Consider the following 13,958-nt stretch of genomic DNA (forward strand, 5'->3'; position numbering starts at 1 on the left):
CTCCTCCACCCGCCTTCCTCCGCGCCCCCCCATGACCAGCACACCTTCCACCTCCACGTCCGATCAGGGTCGCCGCAACGCTCCCCTGACCAAAGAAGCCCCCCGCTTCATCAACAAGGAGATCAACAAGAAGGCGTTGCGCAACCTGGTGGCGTGGGCCTATAAGCACCACGGCACAGCGGCCACCGCCTCGATGGCGGATGAGCTGAAGGACCTTGGCTTCCACTACGCCACCCAGGCGGCCGTTTCAATCTCGGTGGAAGATCTGCGGATTCCTGTGCAGAAGGTGCGCCTCCTCGAGGAAGCCGAGCAGCAGATCACCGATACCGAAGAACGCTATCGGCTCGGCGAAATCACCGAGGTGGAGCGCCATACCAAGGTGATCGACACCTGGACCGAAACAAACGAGCGTCTGGTCGAGGAAGTCAAGAAGAACTTCAACGACAACGACCCGCTCAACTCCGTCTGGATGATGGCCAACTCCGGCGCCCGGGGCAACATGTCCCAGGTGCGGCAGTTGGTGGGCATGCGCGGCCTGATGGCCAACCCTCAGGGGGAGATCATCGACCTGCCGATCCGCACCAACTTCCGCGAAGGGCTCACGGTCACCGAGTACGTGATCTCGTCCTACGGCGCCCGCAAGGGTCTGGTGGACACGGCTCTGCGTACCGCCGACTCCGGCTACCTCACCCGCCGTCTGGTGGACGTGGCCCAGGACGTGATCGTGCGGGAAGACGACTGCGGCACCACTCGCGGCATCCCCATTCAGGCCGATGAAAAAGGCCGTTTCCAGGCCAAGCTGGTCGGCCGCCTGGCTGCGGAGCCTGTGGTGGCTTCCTCCGGCGAGGTGCTGGTCGAGCGTGATGGCGAAATCGATAAGCCGATCACGGCGCTGATCGAAGCCGCCGGTGTGCGCACCGTGCTGGTGCGCTCTCCGCTCACCTGTGAGGCCGCCCGTTCGGTTTGCCGCAAGTGCTACGGCTGGGCTCTGGCCCACAACCAGCTGGTGGACCTGGGTGAAGCCGTCGGCATCATCGCTGCTCAGTCGATCGGTGAGCCCGGCACCCAGCTCACCATGCGCACCTTCCACACCGGTGGTGTGTCCACGGCTGAAACCGGGGTGGTGCGCTCGCTGCTGGAAGGGGTGGCGGAATTCGGCCCCAAGGCCCGAGTGCGTCAGCACCGCACGCCCCATGGCGTGGAGGCTCAGATTGCCGAAACCGATTTCACCCTTTCGGTGATTCCGAGCGCCAAGGGCAAGGTGCAGAAGGTGGATGTCACTGGCGGCTCCATCCTGTTCGTCTCCAACGGCCAATCGATCCCGGCCGACACGGTCCTGGCCCAGATCTCGGCCGGCACGTCCGTCAAGAAGAGCGTGGAGAAGGGAACCAAAGACGTGATCTGTGACCTGGCCGGGCAGGTGCGCTATGAGGACGTGATCCAACCTCGGGAAGTCACCGACCGCCAGGGCAACATCACCCTCAAGGCTCAGCGCCTGGGCCGGATGTGGGTGCTGGCCGGCGATGTGTACAACCTTCCTCCCAATGCCCAGCCCGTGGTGGCCGGCAACAAGCCCGTGACCACCGGCGATGTGCTCGCCGAGAGCCGGCTCGTCAGTGAGCACGGTGGCGCTGTTCGCCTGCGGGAATCGGCGGGCGATTCGCGTGAAGTGCAGATCGTCACCGCCAGCCTCACCCTCAAGGATTGCAAGCTGGTGCATGAATCCACCCATTCGGGGGAAACCTGGCACCTGGAAGGCAAGGACAATTCCCGCTACGTGGTGCGCACCCACCCTGGCAGCAAGATCGGCACCGGCGAAGTGATTGCCGAGCTGGCCGATGACCGCTTCCGCACCCAGACGGGCGGCATGGTGAAGTACGCCCCCGGCCTCTCGATCAAAAAGGCCCGGTCGGCCAAGAACGGCTACGAGGTGTCCAAAGGCGGCACCCTGCTGTGGATTCCCACCGAAACCCATGAGATCAACAAGGACATCTCCCTGTTGATGATTGAGGACGGCCAGTGGATTGAAGCCGGCACTGAAGTCGTCAAGGACATCTTCAGCCAGATCGCTGGTATCGTCACCGTCACCCAGAAGAACGACATCCTTCGCGAGATCATCGTTCGCTCCGGCACTCTCCACCTCGTCTCGGACAGCAAGGTGCTGGGCCGCTATGCCGATGAAGGCAAGCTGCACAATCCTGGGGAGGAAATCGCTCCGGGCCTTGTCACCGAGGCGATGGTGTATGTCGAGGCAGTGGATACTCCCGAAGGAGGGGCGCTGCTGCTGCGTCCAGTTGAGGAATACACCATTCCCGATCAGGCCCACCTGCCTGAACTGGGCACGATCAAGCAGAACGGCGGACCGTCGCTCGGTCTCAAAGCCACCCAGCGTCTCACCTACAAAGACGGTGAGGTGATCAAGTCGGTGGAGGGCGTGGAACTGCTGCGCACCCAGCTGATTCTTGAAACCTTCGACACCACCCCCCAGATGACGGTGGATGTGGAAGTGGTGCCCGACAAACGTGCCAAGACGATCGAACGCCTGCAGCTGGTGATTCTCGAAACCCTGCTCGTGCGCCGCGACACTCTCTCCGACGCCAGCCACGGCTCCACCCACACCAAGCTCCAGGTGGAGGACGGCATGGCCGTCAAGAGCGGCGACGTGGTCGCCACCACCCAGATCCTCTGCAAGGAGAACGGCCTGGTTCAGCTGCCTGACCCGGTGGATGGGGAGCCCGTCCGCCGTCTGATCGTCGAGCGTGCTCACGACACCAAAGACGTCGACTGCGGCTCGGCCGCCATCGCTGTCACGGTCGGTCAGCGCCTCGTCGATGGTGAGCTCCTCGCCGAAGGCATCCGCGCCGACTGCTGCGGCCAGGTGGAGGCGATCAGCGGCAGCACGATCACGATCCGTCTCGGCCGCCCCTACATGGTGTCCCCCGATTCGGTCCTGCACGTCCGCGACGGTGAACTGGTGCAGCGCGGTGATGCTCTGGCGCTGCTGGTGTTTGAGCGCCAGAAAACGGGTGACATCGTTCAGGGTCTGCCCCGCATCGAAGAACTGCTCGAAGCCCGCCGTCCACGTGAATCAGCGGTGCTCTCGCGCAGGTCGGGCACGGTGCAGATCAAGCAGGGCGAAGACGACGACACTGTGACGGTGACGGTGATCGAATCCGACGACGCCCAGACCGACTACCAGCTCTCCCATGGCCGCAATGCCATGGTCAACGACGCGCAGCAGGTGAGTGCCGGTGAGATGCTCACCGACGGCCCGATCAACCCACACGAACTGCTCGAGTGCTACTTCGAGGATCTGCGTTCCCGCAAGCCTTCGATGGAAGCGGCTCAGGAAGCCATCTCCAAGCTTCAGTTCCGCATGGTGCAGGAAGTGCAGAACGTGTACAAATCCCAGGGCGTCACCATCGACGACAAGCACATCGAAGTCATCGTCCGTCAGATGACCAGCAAGGTGCGCATCGAAGATGCTGGTGACACCACCCTGCTGCCGGGCGAACTGATCGAACTGCGCCAGGTGGAGCAGGTGAACCAGGCGATGGCGATCACCGGTGGCGCTCCCGCGGAGTTCACACCAGTGCTGCTGGGTATCACCAAGGCGTCGCTCAACACCGACAGCTTCATCTCTGCCGCCAGCTTCCAGGAAACCACCAGGGTGCTGACCGAAGCAGCGATCGAAGGCAAGAGCGACTGGCTGCGCGGGCTCAAGGAGAACGTCATCATTGGTCGGCTCATCCCCGCCGGTACTGGTTTCGGTGGTTTCGAGGAAGAGCTGCGCAGCGAAGCCGGCCCCCATCCCGACATCCTTGATGAGGAGTCCGGCGGTTACCGCCGCGTGGCCAACCTGCGTCCCGATTACACCGTGGAGATGCCGGCAGCCACGGCTGTCGCCGCCCCCGCGGTGCTCGATGACCCCTCCGAGGACGAGCTCGATGCGGTGCGCAGCAAGCGGGGCATCGAAGCCACGGCCAGCACCTTTGCCGCCTTCGCCCGGCCCAGTGTCGAGGAAGGTCTGGAAGAGGAGCTGATTCCTGATCCGGCCGCCGTGGAAGGATTGCTGGAAGAAGGTCTCCTGAGCGACGACTGATCCATGGTTCTCCAACCCCCGATCGTCCCGCAGCGCCGCCTCCCGCGCTTCGGCTTCCACCACCACACCGAGCTATTGAACGGCCGCCTCGCCATGCTTGGCTTCATCGCTCTGCTGGCCGTGGAGTGGAAGCTGGGTCATGGCCTGCTGGTGTGGCCCTGACGGCTCCTCCCACAGTTCCCTTGCTGGGCCTCAAGCTTGAGGCCCTGGAAGCCTGGGCGGTGGCCCAGGGCCAGCCCGCCTTCCGCGGCCGCCAACTTCACGAGTGGATCTACGCGAAGGGCGCCCGGCGCTTTGCCGATGTCACCGTGCTGCCGAAGCTCTGGCGTGAGCGGCTCGGCGGCAATCCCGACGTCGAGCAGGCCGATCCGATCGGCCGTTCGCGCGAATTGATTCGCAGCGTGGCCAGCGACGGCACCACCAAACTGTTGTTGGCCACCGCCGATGGGCTGAGCCTCGAAACCGTCGGCATCCCCAGCCGGGACCGGCTCACGGTCTGCGTTTCCAGCCAGGTGGGCTGCCCGATGGCCTGCCGCTTCTGCGCCACCGGCAAGGCCGGCCTTGATCGCTCCCTGGCGGTGCATGAAATCGTTGATCAGGTGCTCACGGTGCGCGAGGTGATGGGGGAGCGCCCCAGCCATGTGGTGTTCATGGGCATGGGTGAGCCGCTGCTCAACATCGAGGCCGTGCTCGGCGCGATCGACTGCCTGTGCACTGATCTCGGCATGGCCCAGCGCCAGATCACCCTGAGCACCGTTGGGGTCGCCCAGACCTTGCCGCAGCTGGCCGAGCGGGCCCTCGAACGGCTCGGCCGCGCCCAGTTCACCCTGGCGGTAAGCCTGCATGCGCCTGATCAGTCGCTGCGGGAGCAGCTGATTCCCACGGCCCGCGCCTACCCACTCGAACGGCTGTTGGACGATTGCCGCCGCTACGTGGCTCTGACCGGTCGGCGTGTGAGCTTCGAGTACATCCTCCTGGGCGGGCTCAACGACCACCCGCGCCAGGCGGTGGCCCTGGCCCAGCTGCTGCGCGGTTTCCAGAGCCACGTGAATCTGATCCCTTACAACCCGATTGAGGAAGAGGAGTTCCAACGCCCCAGCCTGGAGCGGGTCGAGGCCTTCCGGCGTGCCCTCCAGGACCGCCATGTGGCCGTGAGCGTCAGGGCCAGTCGGGGGTTGGATCAGGACGCCGCCTGCGGCCAACTGCGGCGACGGTTGGCACCGACCGGCTGAGGCCTTTCCCCTGAGGCCACTCCGCTGTGGCGCGCGGATGAGACAGGCGCGCCGCCGTTGTACGGCATGCCAGCGCGTCTTTTGCAGACGGCCTCACCCAGGCACGCTGAAGCCGCTGGATCAGGGCCGCTCTCACCCACCAGCCAACAACGACCGTGGGTCACCCGTCAGGTGGCATCGCGGGAGGGATCGAACGCCCCGCGGGCTTCCGCTTCGCTCCATGGCGTGAGCTGAAGCATCAGCAGGAAGGCCGGCAGCGCTGCCGTCACGGTGAACAGGAAGAACGGTCCCCATCCCGCCCGCTCGGCCACGAGCCCGGCGGGTGCCGCCAGCACCGAGCGGCTCATGGCGTAGACGCCGGAGAACAGGGCGTACTGGGTGGCGGAGAAGCGCGGGTTGCAGAGGCTCATCAGCAGGGCCACGAACACCGCGCCCACCATCCCGCCGGAGAGATTCTCCAGGCTCACCACCGTGATCAGCCCTGCCAGCCCGCCTCCGAACTGGGCGAGTGCCCAGTAGCTGAGATTGCCGAGCGCCCCGGCGACGGCAAACAGCCACAGGGAGCGGTTCATGCCCAGCCGGCTGAACAGCACGCCCCCCAGCACCGTGCCCGCCATCGTGGCGGCCACCGCCCAGCCGCCTTGCACCAGGCCGATGTCGGCGGGGCTGAAGCCCTGGCTGGTCAGGAACGGGATGGCCATGGCGCTCAGCAGGCCATCCGGCCAGCGGTAGAGCAGCACCAGCAGCAGCAGTTGCCAGGAGCGGTTCGGGCCGCTGCGCCGCAGGAATTCCCGGGCTGGGCCCAGCACCGCCTGGCGCAGGCTGGTGACCGGATGGTCGATGGCGGGCAGCCGCGGTGCCGTCAGGGTGAACGGCAGCATGGCGGCGATCAGCACCGCCGAGCCGAGAAAGGCCGCCGGCCAGCCGAAGCGCCCGGCCAGCAGGAATCCCCCTGCCCCCACTGCCAGCATCGCCGCCCGGTAGCCCAGCGAGGCGGCGGCCGCACCGGGCCCCCGCTCCAGTTCCGACAGCAGGTCGGTCCGGTAAGCATCCACGGCGATGTCCTGGGTGGCGCTGCAGATCGCCAGCACCAGCGCCATCACGCCGATGGCGGCGAGGCTGGTGGCGTCGGTGCTCGGCCGCAGCAGCGCCATCGCGGCGGTGACCACCACCAGCACCAGCTGCAGCAGCACCAACCAGCCCCGGCGCCGGTCGGGCCAGGGGATCGGCCAGCGATCCAGCAGCGGCGCCCAGAACAGCTTCAAGGTGTAGGGCAATTCGGCCAGGGGAATCAGGCCGATCAACCCCAGCGGAACCTGGCTGGCGCTCAGCCAGCCCTGCAGCAGGCGGCTGCCCACCATGTAGGGAGCACCGCTGGCCACACCGGCGGCCGCCACGGCCACAAGCCGGCGCCAGGACGGAACGGTTGGGGCAGGGCTGGAAACAGGCGGCAAGGGTCCCGTTCACGACTGGGCGAACCCTATGCCTTCAGAATGCCAACACCACCAGGACTTTCCGTGTCGTTCTTTCGCTCCACCCTGCTGCCGGCCGGAATCGTGCTGCTCTTCGGCCTGGCCCTGTTCGCCGTGAGTGCGAGGATCTGGCTTCCCGGCGACATGGCAGCGCCTGCGCCGATTGGATGAGGAGGGGCAGTCTGGTGCCCATGGAAGACGAAGCCAGCAGCGAATCCGTGCCGCCGTTCTCAAGGAGCCCGGCGGAACTGGCGTTCGATCCGGAGCTGCTGGCCGGTGAGCTGGCTCAGGAACTGGCTCTCGATCCGCTTGATGCCATCGACACGCTCGAACCTGGCCAGGGCGACATCGCCGCTGAGTGCGATCTGGGCCTGGAGCTGCTGGCCGGCAGCCACGACCAGTGCATGCAGGGGCTGCGCATCTTCTGCGAACACCGCGATCCCCGCGCCGTGCCACGGCTGCTGCCGTTGCTGGCTTCCACCTGCCCGATCCTGCGGATGAGCGCGGTGTACGCCCTCGGGCGCAACCCCGATCCGCGGGCGGTGGAGCCCTTGCTGGCCCTCCTTCAGGACGATGCCAACGGCTACGTGCGCAAGGCGGTGGCCTGGAGCCTGGGCAATTACCCGGAAGCGCCGGTGCTCAACCCCTTGATCCGGGCGCTTCAGCTCGACATCGCCGCCGTGCGTCTGTGGGCAGCCGGGTCGCTGGCGGATGCCGGCAGCACGGGAGCGGCCAAGGCGGATCAGGCGGCTGCCCAGCTGCTGCTGAGCCTGCGGATCGACAGCGAGCCGGTGGTGCGCAGCAACAGCGCCTGGTCACTCGGCCGCCTGTACGACCATCTCGTCCCCCCGCGCCAGTCGGAGCTGGTGGGTGTGCTTGTGGACGTGTTGCTGAACGACAACGACGCCACCGTGCGCGACGAGGCCCGCGTGGCCCTGGAGCAACTGGAGGATCCCTCCGTGCTGGAACGGTTGCAGACACTGGTCGATGAGGGCCTGCTGAACTGAAGCGCCGCACGGTTTGATCGATCCGGCTAGCATCCGGCCACGCTTTCTGCCGCAGGATGGCTCAGCACACCATCCGATTTCGCATCCGGCCCGACGGCACCGTCGAGGAGCTGGTCCAGGGATTTCGTGGTGAGGGCTGCCAGCAGCTGACCGAGCGGATCGAATCCAGCCTCGGCAGCGTTCAGCAACGCAGCAGCACGGCGGAAGCCTTCCAGAGCCAGATCCAGACCTCCTCGGCGGCTTTGCCGGTCGAGCAGCGTTCCGCCTGAACCCTTCACTGTTCGCCCCCTGTTTCGATGTCGCACTTCAGCACCGTCAAGACCGAGCTCCGCGACCGTGAGGCCCTTCTCGGCGCCCTGCGTGATCTCGGCCATGAGCCTGATCCGAGCGAGCGCCCGGTGCGCGGCTATCGCGGCCAGACCGTGCTCGCCGACCTTTGCGTGGCGCAAAGCGGTGGCGGCGATATCGGCTTCCGCTGGAATGCCACCAGCAACAGCTACGAGCTGGTGACCGACCTCGATCTGTGGAAGCAGCCCGTGCCTGTGGAGCGCTTCCTGGCCCAGGTCACCCAGCGCTACGCACTCCGTTCCATTCTTGCCGCTTCGGCAGCGGAAGGGTTCCAGGTCACGGAGCAGACCCAGGCCGTCGACGGCAGCATCGAGTTGGTCGTGTCCCGCTGGGACGCCTGAGTCCGTGCCGCCTGACCGGCTCGAGTCCGCCACGGCAGCCACCGGCTCTGGTGCAGTCCCGGGCGCTGCTGCAGCTGCTGATCCTTCGCTGGCTTTCACGGCCGCGGCCACGGCACGCCCTGTGCCCACCGGGCGTGAACCGCTGCTGGGCGGGCGTCTGCGTCAGCGGGCCGTCTGGGTCGACGAGGCCGTTTGCATCGGCTGCCGTTACTGCGCCCACGTGGCCGGTAACACCTTTCTGGTGGAGCCCGTGTGGGGACGCTCACGTGCGATCCGTCAGGACGGTGATAGCACCGAGACGATTCAAGAAGCGATCGATACCTGCCCCGTCGACTGCATTCACTGGGTGGCCTACGAGGAGATCCCGGCGCTGGAGGAGCAACTGCGCCAGCAGGAGCTTCACCCTCTGGGCCTGCCCTGCGCGGCACGGGTCAAGCGCACCCTGCCCCGGCCCTGAATCTCCCCACCCGTCCCGCAGCAGCACCGGTGATGCCGCCCATCCCCACGCGCCGTTTCGGCCGCACCGGTCTGCCCATGCCGGTGCTTTCACTCGGCGGCATGCGCTACCAGCAGAGCTGGAGCGACCTTCCCGGCGACCAGATCACCCCGGCCAGCCAGGCGAATGTGGCGGCCACCCTGGAGCGGGCCCGCGCCCATGGCCTGCATCACATCGAAACGGCGCGCCACTACGGCACCTCTGAACGGCAGCTGGGCTGGCTGCTGGGGCCCACGCCGGATCCGCAGCGCATCCTCCAGACCAAGGTGCCGCCGCACGAGGATCCCGCCGCCTTCGAGGCCGAGCTGGAACTCAGCTGTGCGCGGCTCCAGGTGGAGCGGCTCGATCTGCTGGCCATCCATGGCGTCAACCTGCCGGAGCACCTGCAGCAGACCCTCCGCCCGGGCGGCTGCCTGGAGGTGGTGCGCCGCTGGCAGCGCGACGGCAGGCTCGGCTCTGTCGGCTTCTCCACCCATGCTCCGCTGCCGCTGATCCTGGAGGCGATCGAAAGTGATGCCTTCGATTACATCAACCTGCACTGGTATTTCATCCGCCAGCAGAACAGCGCGGCGATCGAGGCCGCCCACCGCCATGACATGGGCGTGTTCCTGATCAGCCCCACCGACAAGGGGGGGCACCTGCACAGCCCCTCGGAGCGGCTGTGTGAGCTGTGCGCGCCACTGCATCCGATCGTGTTCAACGATCTTTTCTGCCTCGCCAACGCCGACGTGCACACACTCAGCGTCGGAGCGGCCTGCCCCCAGGACCTCGACCTGCACCTGGAGGCTGTGCAGCGGCTCCCCGAGGCTGATCAGCTGCTGCCGCCGGTGCTGGAGCGGCTGGAACAAGCGCGGCTCGACGCGCTCGGCGCTGCCTGGCTGGCCAGCTGGCAGGAGGGGCTGCCCGACTGGAGCGACACCCCCGGTGGCATCAACGTGCCGGTGCTGCTCTGGCTGTACAACCTGCTGGAAGCCTGGGACCTCGAGAGCTTCGGCCGCGCTCGCTACGGCCTGCTGGGGCAGGGGGGGCACTGGTTTCCCGGTGCCAATGCCGATGCCCTCGATGCCGAGGTGAGCGAGGCGGCGTTGTTGGCGGCTCTACGGGCCAGCCCCTGGGCCGCCCAGATCCCCGAGCTGCTGCGCCGACTGCGCCGTCGGCTCGGAGGTACCCCGCACCAGCGGCTGATGGCCGGGGAGGCGGCCGCCTAGCCCAGCGGCAGCTTGGCGGGTACGCCCACGGGACGGGGGTAGAGCCTGGGGCATGGTCCAGTGGAAGCCACCACCACGGCATGGCGCACACCACGGCCTGACGGCAGCTCCTGCCGCTCCACCCGCCGCAGCTCCGCCCGCAGGGGCAGCACGGCCCGCTCCATGGCCTGCTGGTCTTCGGCGCCCCACTGGCCCCGGTAGAGCAGCGCCTGGCCCCCGGGCCTGAGCAGCGGCACCAGATATTCGGCCACCACCGGCGCCGCGGCCACGGCGCGGGCCAGGGCCCAGTCGAAGCGGCCGCGGCAATCACGGCTGTGGCCTGTGAGTTCCGCCCGCTCGCACCGCACCACCACCCGCTCGCCCAGATCCAGCGCGGCGGCCATCGCCTGCACGGCCGCCGCCTTGCGGCCCACCGAATCCACCAGGGTGAGCCGCGCCTGGGGCAGGGCGATCGCCAGCACCAGGCCGGGGAAGCCGCCGCCGGTGCCCACGTCCACCAGCTGCAGCGGCGCCGCCGGGCTACATAGCAGGGAGCGCCAGGGCCAGAGGCTGTCGAACACCTGGGCGATCCAGTAGTCGTCGCCCTCCACCAGCCGGGTGAGGTTGAGGCGGCCATTCCACTGGCGCAGCTCCTGCTGCAGCGCTTCGAGTGCGCCCAACTGCGCCGCGTCGGGTTGCCAGCCGAGTGCGGGCCAGATCGTGGTCAGGTCTCTGGCCTGGTCCGGGGGGCTGAGGGGATCGAGCGGAGCGTTCATTCCCTAGGAGGTCACCATCCGCGCCGGCAGAACCGACTGAGATCTCTAGGATCTCGCAGACCCGGTGCGGGCTTGGTGGCTGCAGGCGAACGTCCAGGAGGGGGGCAGACCCACTACCAGTTGCTGCGTCTGTCGACCACGGCGACGGCTCAGGAGCTGCGCCTGGCGTTCCGCACCTTGAGCAAGCTGTACCACCCCGACACCACCACTCTGCCGGCTGCGGAAGCAGAGCAGCAGTTTCAGCGCCTGCAGACGGCCTACACCACCCTCAGCGACCCCGATAGTCGCCACGCCTACGACCGGCAGCTGCGGCTGCTGCAGCTGCAGAAAGCTGCAGCGCTCCAGAAGGCCACGGCCGCCCCCGGCCTGGGGGTTCCCGCTGGGCAGCGCGCCCTCTCCGCACGCCGGGCGCTTTCGGGCGGTGAGTGGTTCGCGCTGGTGCTGCTCGGTGCCGCCCTGGTGTGCAGCCTGGTGCTGGGGCTCGGTCTGGCCTGGTGGCGGGGAGTTGATCTGCTGGTGTTGCCCGTGTCCGTGCAGACTGCCCCTCCATCCGGTGATACCGCTGGGGATGAACGCCCTGCCTCCGCTTCAGACGCCCCTCTACAACCATCCGTTGCCGGCCCTGGAGCAATGGCTGCGGCAGCTGGGAGCGAGCCCCAGCCGCAGTGACCGCAGCTCCTGGGATCTTCATCAGCCGCACTGGAGTGCCTTGATCGAGTTCGCGGTCGAGGACATCCGCGTGACCTGGCACCAGGACGGGCGCAGCACGGTGCGGCTGTTTCCCTATGGCCTCACCCGCGCCGATGTGGAATCAGCGATCCTGGCCGGGCCCTGAGCCGCGCTCACAGGGCGGCCAGACCCTCCTGGATCACGCCGTAGCAGTGGGCCAGCTGGTCGTCAGTGAGGCACAGGGGCGGCAGCAGATAGACCACCTGCCCCAGGGGCCTGATGAACACGCCCCGTTCCAGCGCCAGACGCTGAAGCACCCGCCCGCTGCGGTTCAGGTAGCCGGGGTCGGCCACCTTGAGGTCGAAGGCGGCGATGGTGCCGCACAGGCGCGGCCGCTCCACGCGCGGATCGGCGGCGAGCGCTTCGAGATGCGGCCGGTGCCGCGCTTCGAAGCCCGCATACCGCTCCGGAGCTCCGGCCAGCAGGGCCAGGCTGGCGTTGGCCGCGGCGCAGCCCAGCGGGTTGGCCGTGAAGCTGTGGCCGTGGAAGAAGGTGTGGGTGGGGTCCCCGCTGATGAACCCCTGGTAAAGCTGCTCGCTGGCCAGGGTCACCCCCATCGGCAGGAAGCCTCCGGTGAGGCCTTTAGAAAGCGCCACCAGGTCGGGACGGATCCCCGCCTTGCGGCAGGCGAACAGCGCGCCGGTGCGGCCGAAGCCGGTCATCACCTCGTCGGCGATCAGCAGGGCACCCGCCTGGCGCACCCGCTGCTCCACCGCCTGGAGAAAGCCGGGACGCACCATCGCCATGCCGCTGGCCCCCTGCACGAGCGGCTCCAGGATCACCGCCGCCGTGGGACGTTCCAGCAGGCTTTCGAGCGCCTGTAACGCTGCCTCTTCCTTCTCTGCCACCAGCGGATCGTGCCACCAGGTGGAGGGCCAGGGGGCCCGCGCCACCGGGCAGAGCAGCGGGTCGAAGGGCGCCGAAAACAGGGACCGCTCCCCCATCGCCATCGCCCCGAAGGTGTCGCCGTGGTAGGCCCCGTCAAAGGCGATCCACTGCGGGCGGTCCTCGCCACGATTCCGCCACCACTGCCAGGCGATCTTCAGGGCCACCTCCACGGCCGTGGAGCCGTCATCGGAGAAGAACAGCCGCTCCAGCCCGCTGGCGGCGCTGAGGCTTGTGGCCAGCTGCTCGGCCTGGGGATGGCTGAAGTTGGCGAAGATCACCTGCTCAAGCTCCGTCACCTGGCTGGCCACCGCTGCCGCGATCGTGGGCTCGGCATGCCCGTGCAGGGTCACCCACCAGCTACTAATCGCGTCGATCAACTGGCGGCCGTCATCGAGTTCCAGCAGGGCGCCCCGGCCGCGCACAGCCCGCAGCGGCGGCTCGCTCGTGGCCACCTGGGTGGTCGGATGCCAGAGATGGGGATGCCAGCTCATCGGGCAGGAACGGCGGCCTTCACCGGCAGCGGCGGGCTTCGCGCTCACCTTCGGCGGCCAGGGGGCCGCAGTTCACCCACCGCACCACCGAGATCTCGATGTCGGTGAAGATCACCAGCACGGCGGTGCAGATCGCTGCCACCACAGTGCTGACCAGCGCGTGCTTTCGGGTCATGCGCCAAGGTTACGGGGCGCCGAGGGCGCTGCTGAGGCCGCTGGTCTCCCAGGCCTCGGCCAGCGCGGCGGCGCCCAGCAGCGGCAGCGGCGGCAGGCAGCCCAGCAGCGGCGCACCGCTCAGCTCGCGCAAGGTGCCGGGATTGTCGGCATGCGGGGGGCCGTTGAGCACGAGGCCCAGCAGGGGGATCTGGCGGCTCCGCAGCGCCTCGACCGACAGCAGCGTGTGGTTGAGGGTGCCCAGTCCGCTGCGGGCCACCAGCACCACCGGCAACCCCCAGCGCTGGATCTGATCGATCTGCATCAGGTCACGGCGCAGGGGCACCAGCAGCCCGCCGGCCGTTTCCACCACCAACGGTCCGTCCACGGCGGGAAGATCCAGCCGCTCCCGCTCGAGATGCTCCCCTTCCAGCTCGGCAGCCCAGTGGGGCGAGACCGGCGCGGCGAAGCGGTAGGCCTCCGGCAGTAATCGCTGCTCGATCTGCGCGGCGGTCAGCCCCAGCATCCGGCCCACCCGGTCACGGTCGCCGCCGTCCTCGAGCCCGCACTGCACCGGCTTCCAGTAGTGGGCGCCCAGCCCCAGGGTCAGCAGGGCGCTGACCACGGTCTTGCCCACGTCGGTGTCCGTGCCGCAGATGATCAGTTGCTGCTTCATGAACGTGCTGCCTCGTTCAGATGCTGCTGGTGCATGAGCTTGCTGCCTCCTGCCGGGGTT

At 67.8% G+C, this 13,958-nt stretch carries 16 protein-coding genes; 11 read left to right on the plus strand and 5 right to left on the minus strand.

Features of this window, described 5'->3' with window-relative positions:
* Positions 1-31 precede the first annotated feature (31 nt).
* The 3 genes from CJZ80_RS00960 to rlmN are packed head-to-tail and all read left to right on the plus strand — an operon-like array spanning position 32 to position 5,334.
* Complete coding sequence (locus tag CJZ80_RS00960) at positions 32-4,102, plus strand: DNA-directed RNA polymerase subunit beta' (RefSeq protein WP_094510216.1); 4,071 nt, start codon at positions 32-34, stop codon at positions 4,100-4,102.
* 3 nt (positions 4,103-4,105) lie between these two features.
* Positions 4,106-4,264 (plus strand): chlorophyll a/b-binding protein, encoded by a 159-nt coding sequence (locus tag CJZ80_RS00965; RefSeq protein ID WP_094510217.1) that lies wholly within the window; start codon positions 4,106-4,108, stop codon positions 4,262-4,264.
* On the plus strand, positions 4,255-5,334 hold the full coding sequence (rlmN, locus tag CJZ80_RS00970) for a 23S rRNA (adenine(2503)-C(2))-methyltransferase RlmN (RefSeq protein ID WP_369802961.1): 1,080 nt from the start codon (positions 4,255-4,257) through the stop codon (positions 5,332-5,334). Before CJZ80_RS00965 ends, rlmN begins: the two co-directional genes overlap by 10 nt.
* 167 nt (positions 5,335-5,501) lie before the next feature.
* On the opposite strand, the gene CJZ80_RS00975 is transcribed toward rlmN, so the two are convergent.
* On the minus strand, positions 5,502-6,788 hold the full coding sequence (locus tag CJZ80_RS00975; RefSeq protein ID WP_233132689.1) for an MFS transporter: 1,287 nt from the start codon (positions 6,786-6,788) through the stop codon (positions 5,502-5,504).
* A gap of 63 nt (positions 6,789-6,851) precedes the next feature.
* On the opposite strand from CJZ80_RS00975, the gene CJZ80_RS15770 reads away from it, so the two are divergent.
* The 6 genes from CJZ80_RS15770 to CJZ80_RS01000 all read left to right on the plus strand — a co-directional run bounded on the left by CJZ80_RS15770 (position 6,852) and on the right by CJZ80_RS01000 (position 10,206).
* Positions 6,852-6,977: a hypothetical protein gene (locus CJZ80_RS15770; protein ID WP_255099860.1), complete on the plus strand. Its 126-nt coding sequence runs from the start codon at positions 6,852-6,854 to the stop codon at positions 6,975-6,977.
* Between the two features lie 20 nt (positions 6,978-6,997).
* On the plus strand, positions 6,998-7,813 hold the full coding sequence (locus tag CJZ80_RS00980; protein ID WP_094510218.1) for a HEAT repeat domain-containing protein: 816 nt from the start codon (positions 6,998-7,000) through the stop codon (positions 7,811-7,813).
* A 56-nt stretch (positions 7,814-7,869) separates the two neighbouring features.
* A complete protein-coding gene (locus CJZ80_RS00985) occupies positions 7,870-8,082 on the plus strand; it encodes a DUF2997 domain-containing protein (protein WP_094510219.1) in 213 nt (70 codons plus the stop codon).
* A gap of 27 nt (positions 8,083-8,109) precedes the next feature.
* Positions 8,110-8,502, plus strand: a complete 393-nt coding sequence (locus CJZ80_RS00990) for a DUF1257 domain-containing protein (protein WP_094510220.1) — start codon at positions 8,110-8,112, stop codon at positions 8,500-8,502.
* Positions 8,503-8,590: 88 nt separating this feature from the next.
* Complete coding sequence (locus tag CJZ80_RS00995) at positions 8,591-8,959, plus strand: ferredoxin (protein ID WP_094510430.1); 369 nt, start codon at positions 8,591-8,593, stop codon at positions 8,957-8,959.
* Positions 8,960-8,991: 32 nt separating this feature from the next.
* Entirely contained in the window at positions 8,992-10,206 is a 1,215-nt protein-coding gene (locus CJZ80_RS01000; protein ID WP_094510221.1) for an aldo/keto reductase, read from the plus strand.
* Here CJZ80_RS01000 and rsmG read toward each other — a convergent pair.
* The gene (gene rsmG / locus CJZ80_RS01005) at positions 10,203-10,961 is read right to left on the minus strand and encodes a 16S rRNA (guanine(527)-N(7))-methyltransferase RsmG (RefSeq protein WP_094510222.1); all 759 of its coding nucleotides are present in this window, start codon (positions 10,959-10,961) and stop codon (positions 10,203-10,205) included. The two genes, CJZ80_RS01000 and rsmG, sit on opposite strands and share 4 nt — an antisense overlap.
* Before the next feature lie 75 nt (positions 10,962-11,036).
* On the opposite strand from rsmG, the gene CJZ80_RS01010 reads away from it, so the two are divergent.
* Positions 11,037-11,630: a J domain-containing protein gene (locus CJZ80_RS01010; RefSeq protein WP_094510431.1), complete on the plus strand. Its 594-nt coding sequence runs from the start codon at positions 11,037-11,039 to the stop codon at positions 11,628-11,630.
* Positions 11,530-11,796 carry a DUF3143 domain-containing protein gene (locus tag CJZ80_RS01015; RefSeq protein ID WP_094510223.1) on the plus strand — a complete coding sequence of 89 codons (267 nt, stop codon included), beginning with the start codon at positions 11,530-11,532 and terminating at the stop codon, positions 11,794-11,796. The genes CJZ80_RS01010 and CJZ80_RS01015 overlap by 101 nt, the downstream gene beginning before the upstream one ends.
* A 7-nt stretch (positions 11,797-11,803) precedes the next feature.
* Here the strand turns inward: CJZ80_RS01015 and bioA are convergent, their stop codons facing one another.
* The 3 genes from bioA to bioD are packed head-to-tail and all read right to left on the minus strand — an operon-like array spanning position 11,804 to position 13,898.
* Positions 11,804-13,069 (minus strand): adenosylmethionine--8-amino-7-oxononanoate transaminase, encoded by a 1,266-nt coding sequence (gene bioA / locus CJZ80_RS01020; RefSeq protein WP_094510224.1) that lies wholly within the window; start codon positions 13,067-13,069, stop codon positions 11,804-11,806.
* Between the two features lie 19 nt (positions 13,070-13,088).
* Positions 13,089-13,244: a hypothetical protein gene (locus tag CJZ80_RS15400; protein ID WP_198948191.1), complete on the minus strand. Its 156-nt coding sequence runs from the start codon at positions 13,242-13,244 to the stop codon at positions 13,089-13,091.
* Positions 13,245-13,253: 9 nt separating this feature from the next.
* Positions 13,254-13,898 carry a dethiobiotin synthase gene (gene bioD, locus CJZ80_RS01025; RefSeq protein WP_094510225.1) on the minus strand — a complete coding sequence of 215 codons (645 nt, stop codon included), beginning with the start codon at positions 13,896-13,898 and terminating at the stop codon, positions 13,254-13,256.
* Positions 13,899-13,958: the final 60 nt, after the last annotated feature.

It is taken from the genome of Synechococcus sp. MW101C3, from assembly GCF_002252635.1.
Lineage (GTDB): Bacteria > Cyanobacteriota > Cyanobacteriia > PCC-6307 > Cyanobiaceae > MW101C3.

What these genes read in the sequence shown, in the direction of transcription:
- CJZ80_RS00960 (WP_094510216.1), top strand. Translation starts at nt 32, where the DNA reads ATGACCAGCACACCTTCCACCTCCACGTCCGATCAGGGTCGCCGCAAC.
- CJZ80_RS00965 (WP_094510217.1), top strand. Translation starts at nt 4,106, where the DNA reads ATGGTTCTCCAACCCCCGATCGTCCCGCAGCGCCGCCTCCCGCGCTTC.
- CJZ80_RS00980 (WP_094510218.1), top strand. Translation starts at nt 6,998, where the DNA reads ATGGAAGACGAAGCCAGCAGCGAATCCGTGCCGCCGTTCTCAAGGAGC.
- CJZ80_RS00985 (WP_094510219.1), top strand. Translation starts at nt 7,870, where the DNA reads ATGGCTCAGCACACCATCCGATTTCGCATCCGGCCCGACGGCACCGTC.
- CJZ80_RS00990 (WP_094510220.1), top strand. Translation starts at nt 8,110, where the DNA reads ATGTCGCACTTCAGCACCGTCAAGACCGAGCTCCGCGACCGTGAGGCC.
- CJZ80_RS01000 (WP_094510221.1), top strand. Translation starts at nt 8,992, where the DNA reads ATGCCGCCCATCCCCACGCGCCGTTTCGGCCGCACCGGTCTGCCCATG.
- rsmG (WP_094510222.1), bottom strand. Translation starts at nt 10,961, where the DNA reads ATGAACGCTCCGCTCGATCCCCTCAGCCCCCCGGACCAGGCCAGAGAC.
- CJZ80_RS01015 (WP_094510223.1), top strand. Translation starts at nt 11,530, where the DNA reads ATGAACGCCCTGCCTCCGCTTCAGACGCCCCTCTACAACCATCCGTTG.
- bioA (WP_094510224.1), bottom strand. Translation starts at nt 13,069, where the DNA reads ATGAGCTGGCATCCCCATCTCTGGCATCCGACCACCCAGGTGGCCACG.
- CJZ80_RS15400 (WP_198948191.1), bottom strand. Translation starts at nt 13,244, where the DNA reads ATGACCCGAAAGCACGCGCTGGTCAGCACTGTGGTGGCAGCGATCTGC.
- bioD (WP_094510225.1), bottom strand. Translation starts at nt 13,898, where the DNA reads ATGAAGCAGCAACTGATCATCTGCGGCACGGACACCGACGTGGGCAAG.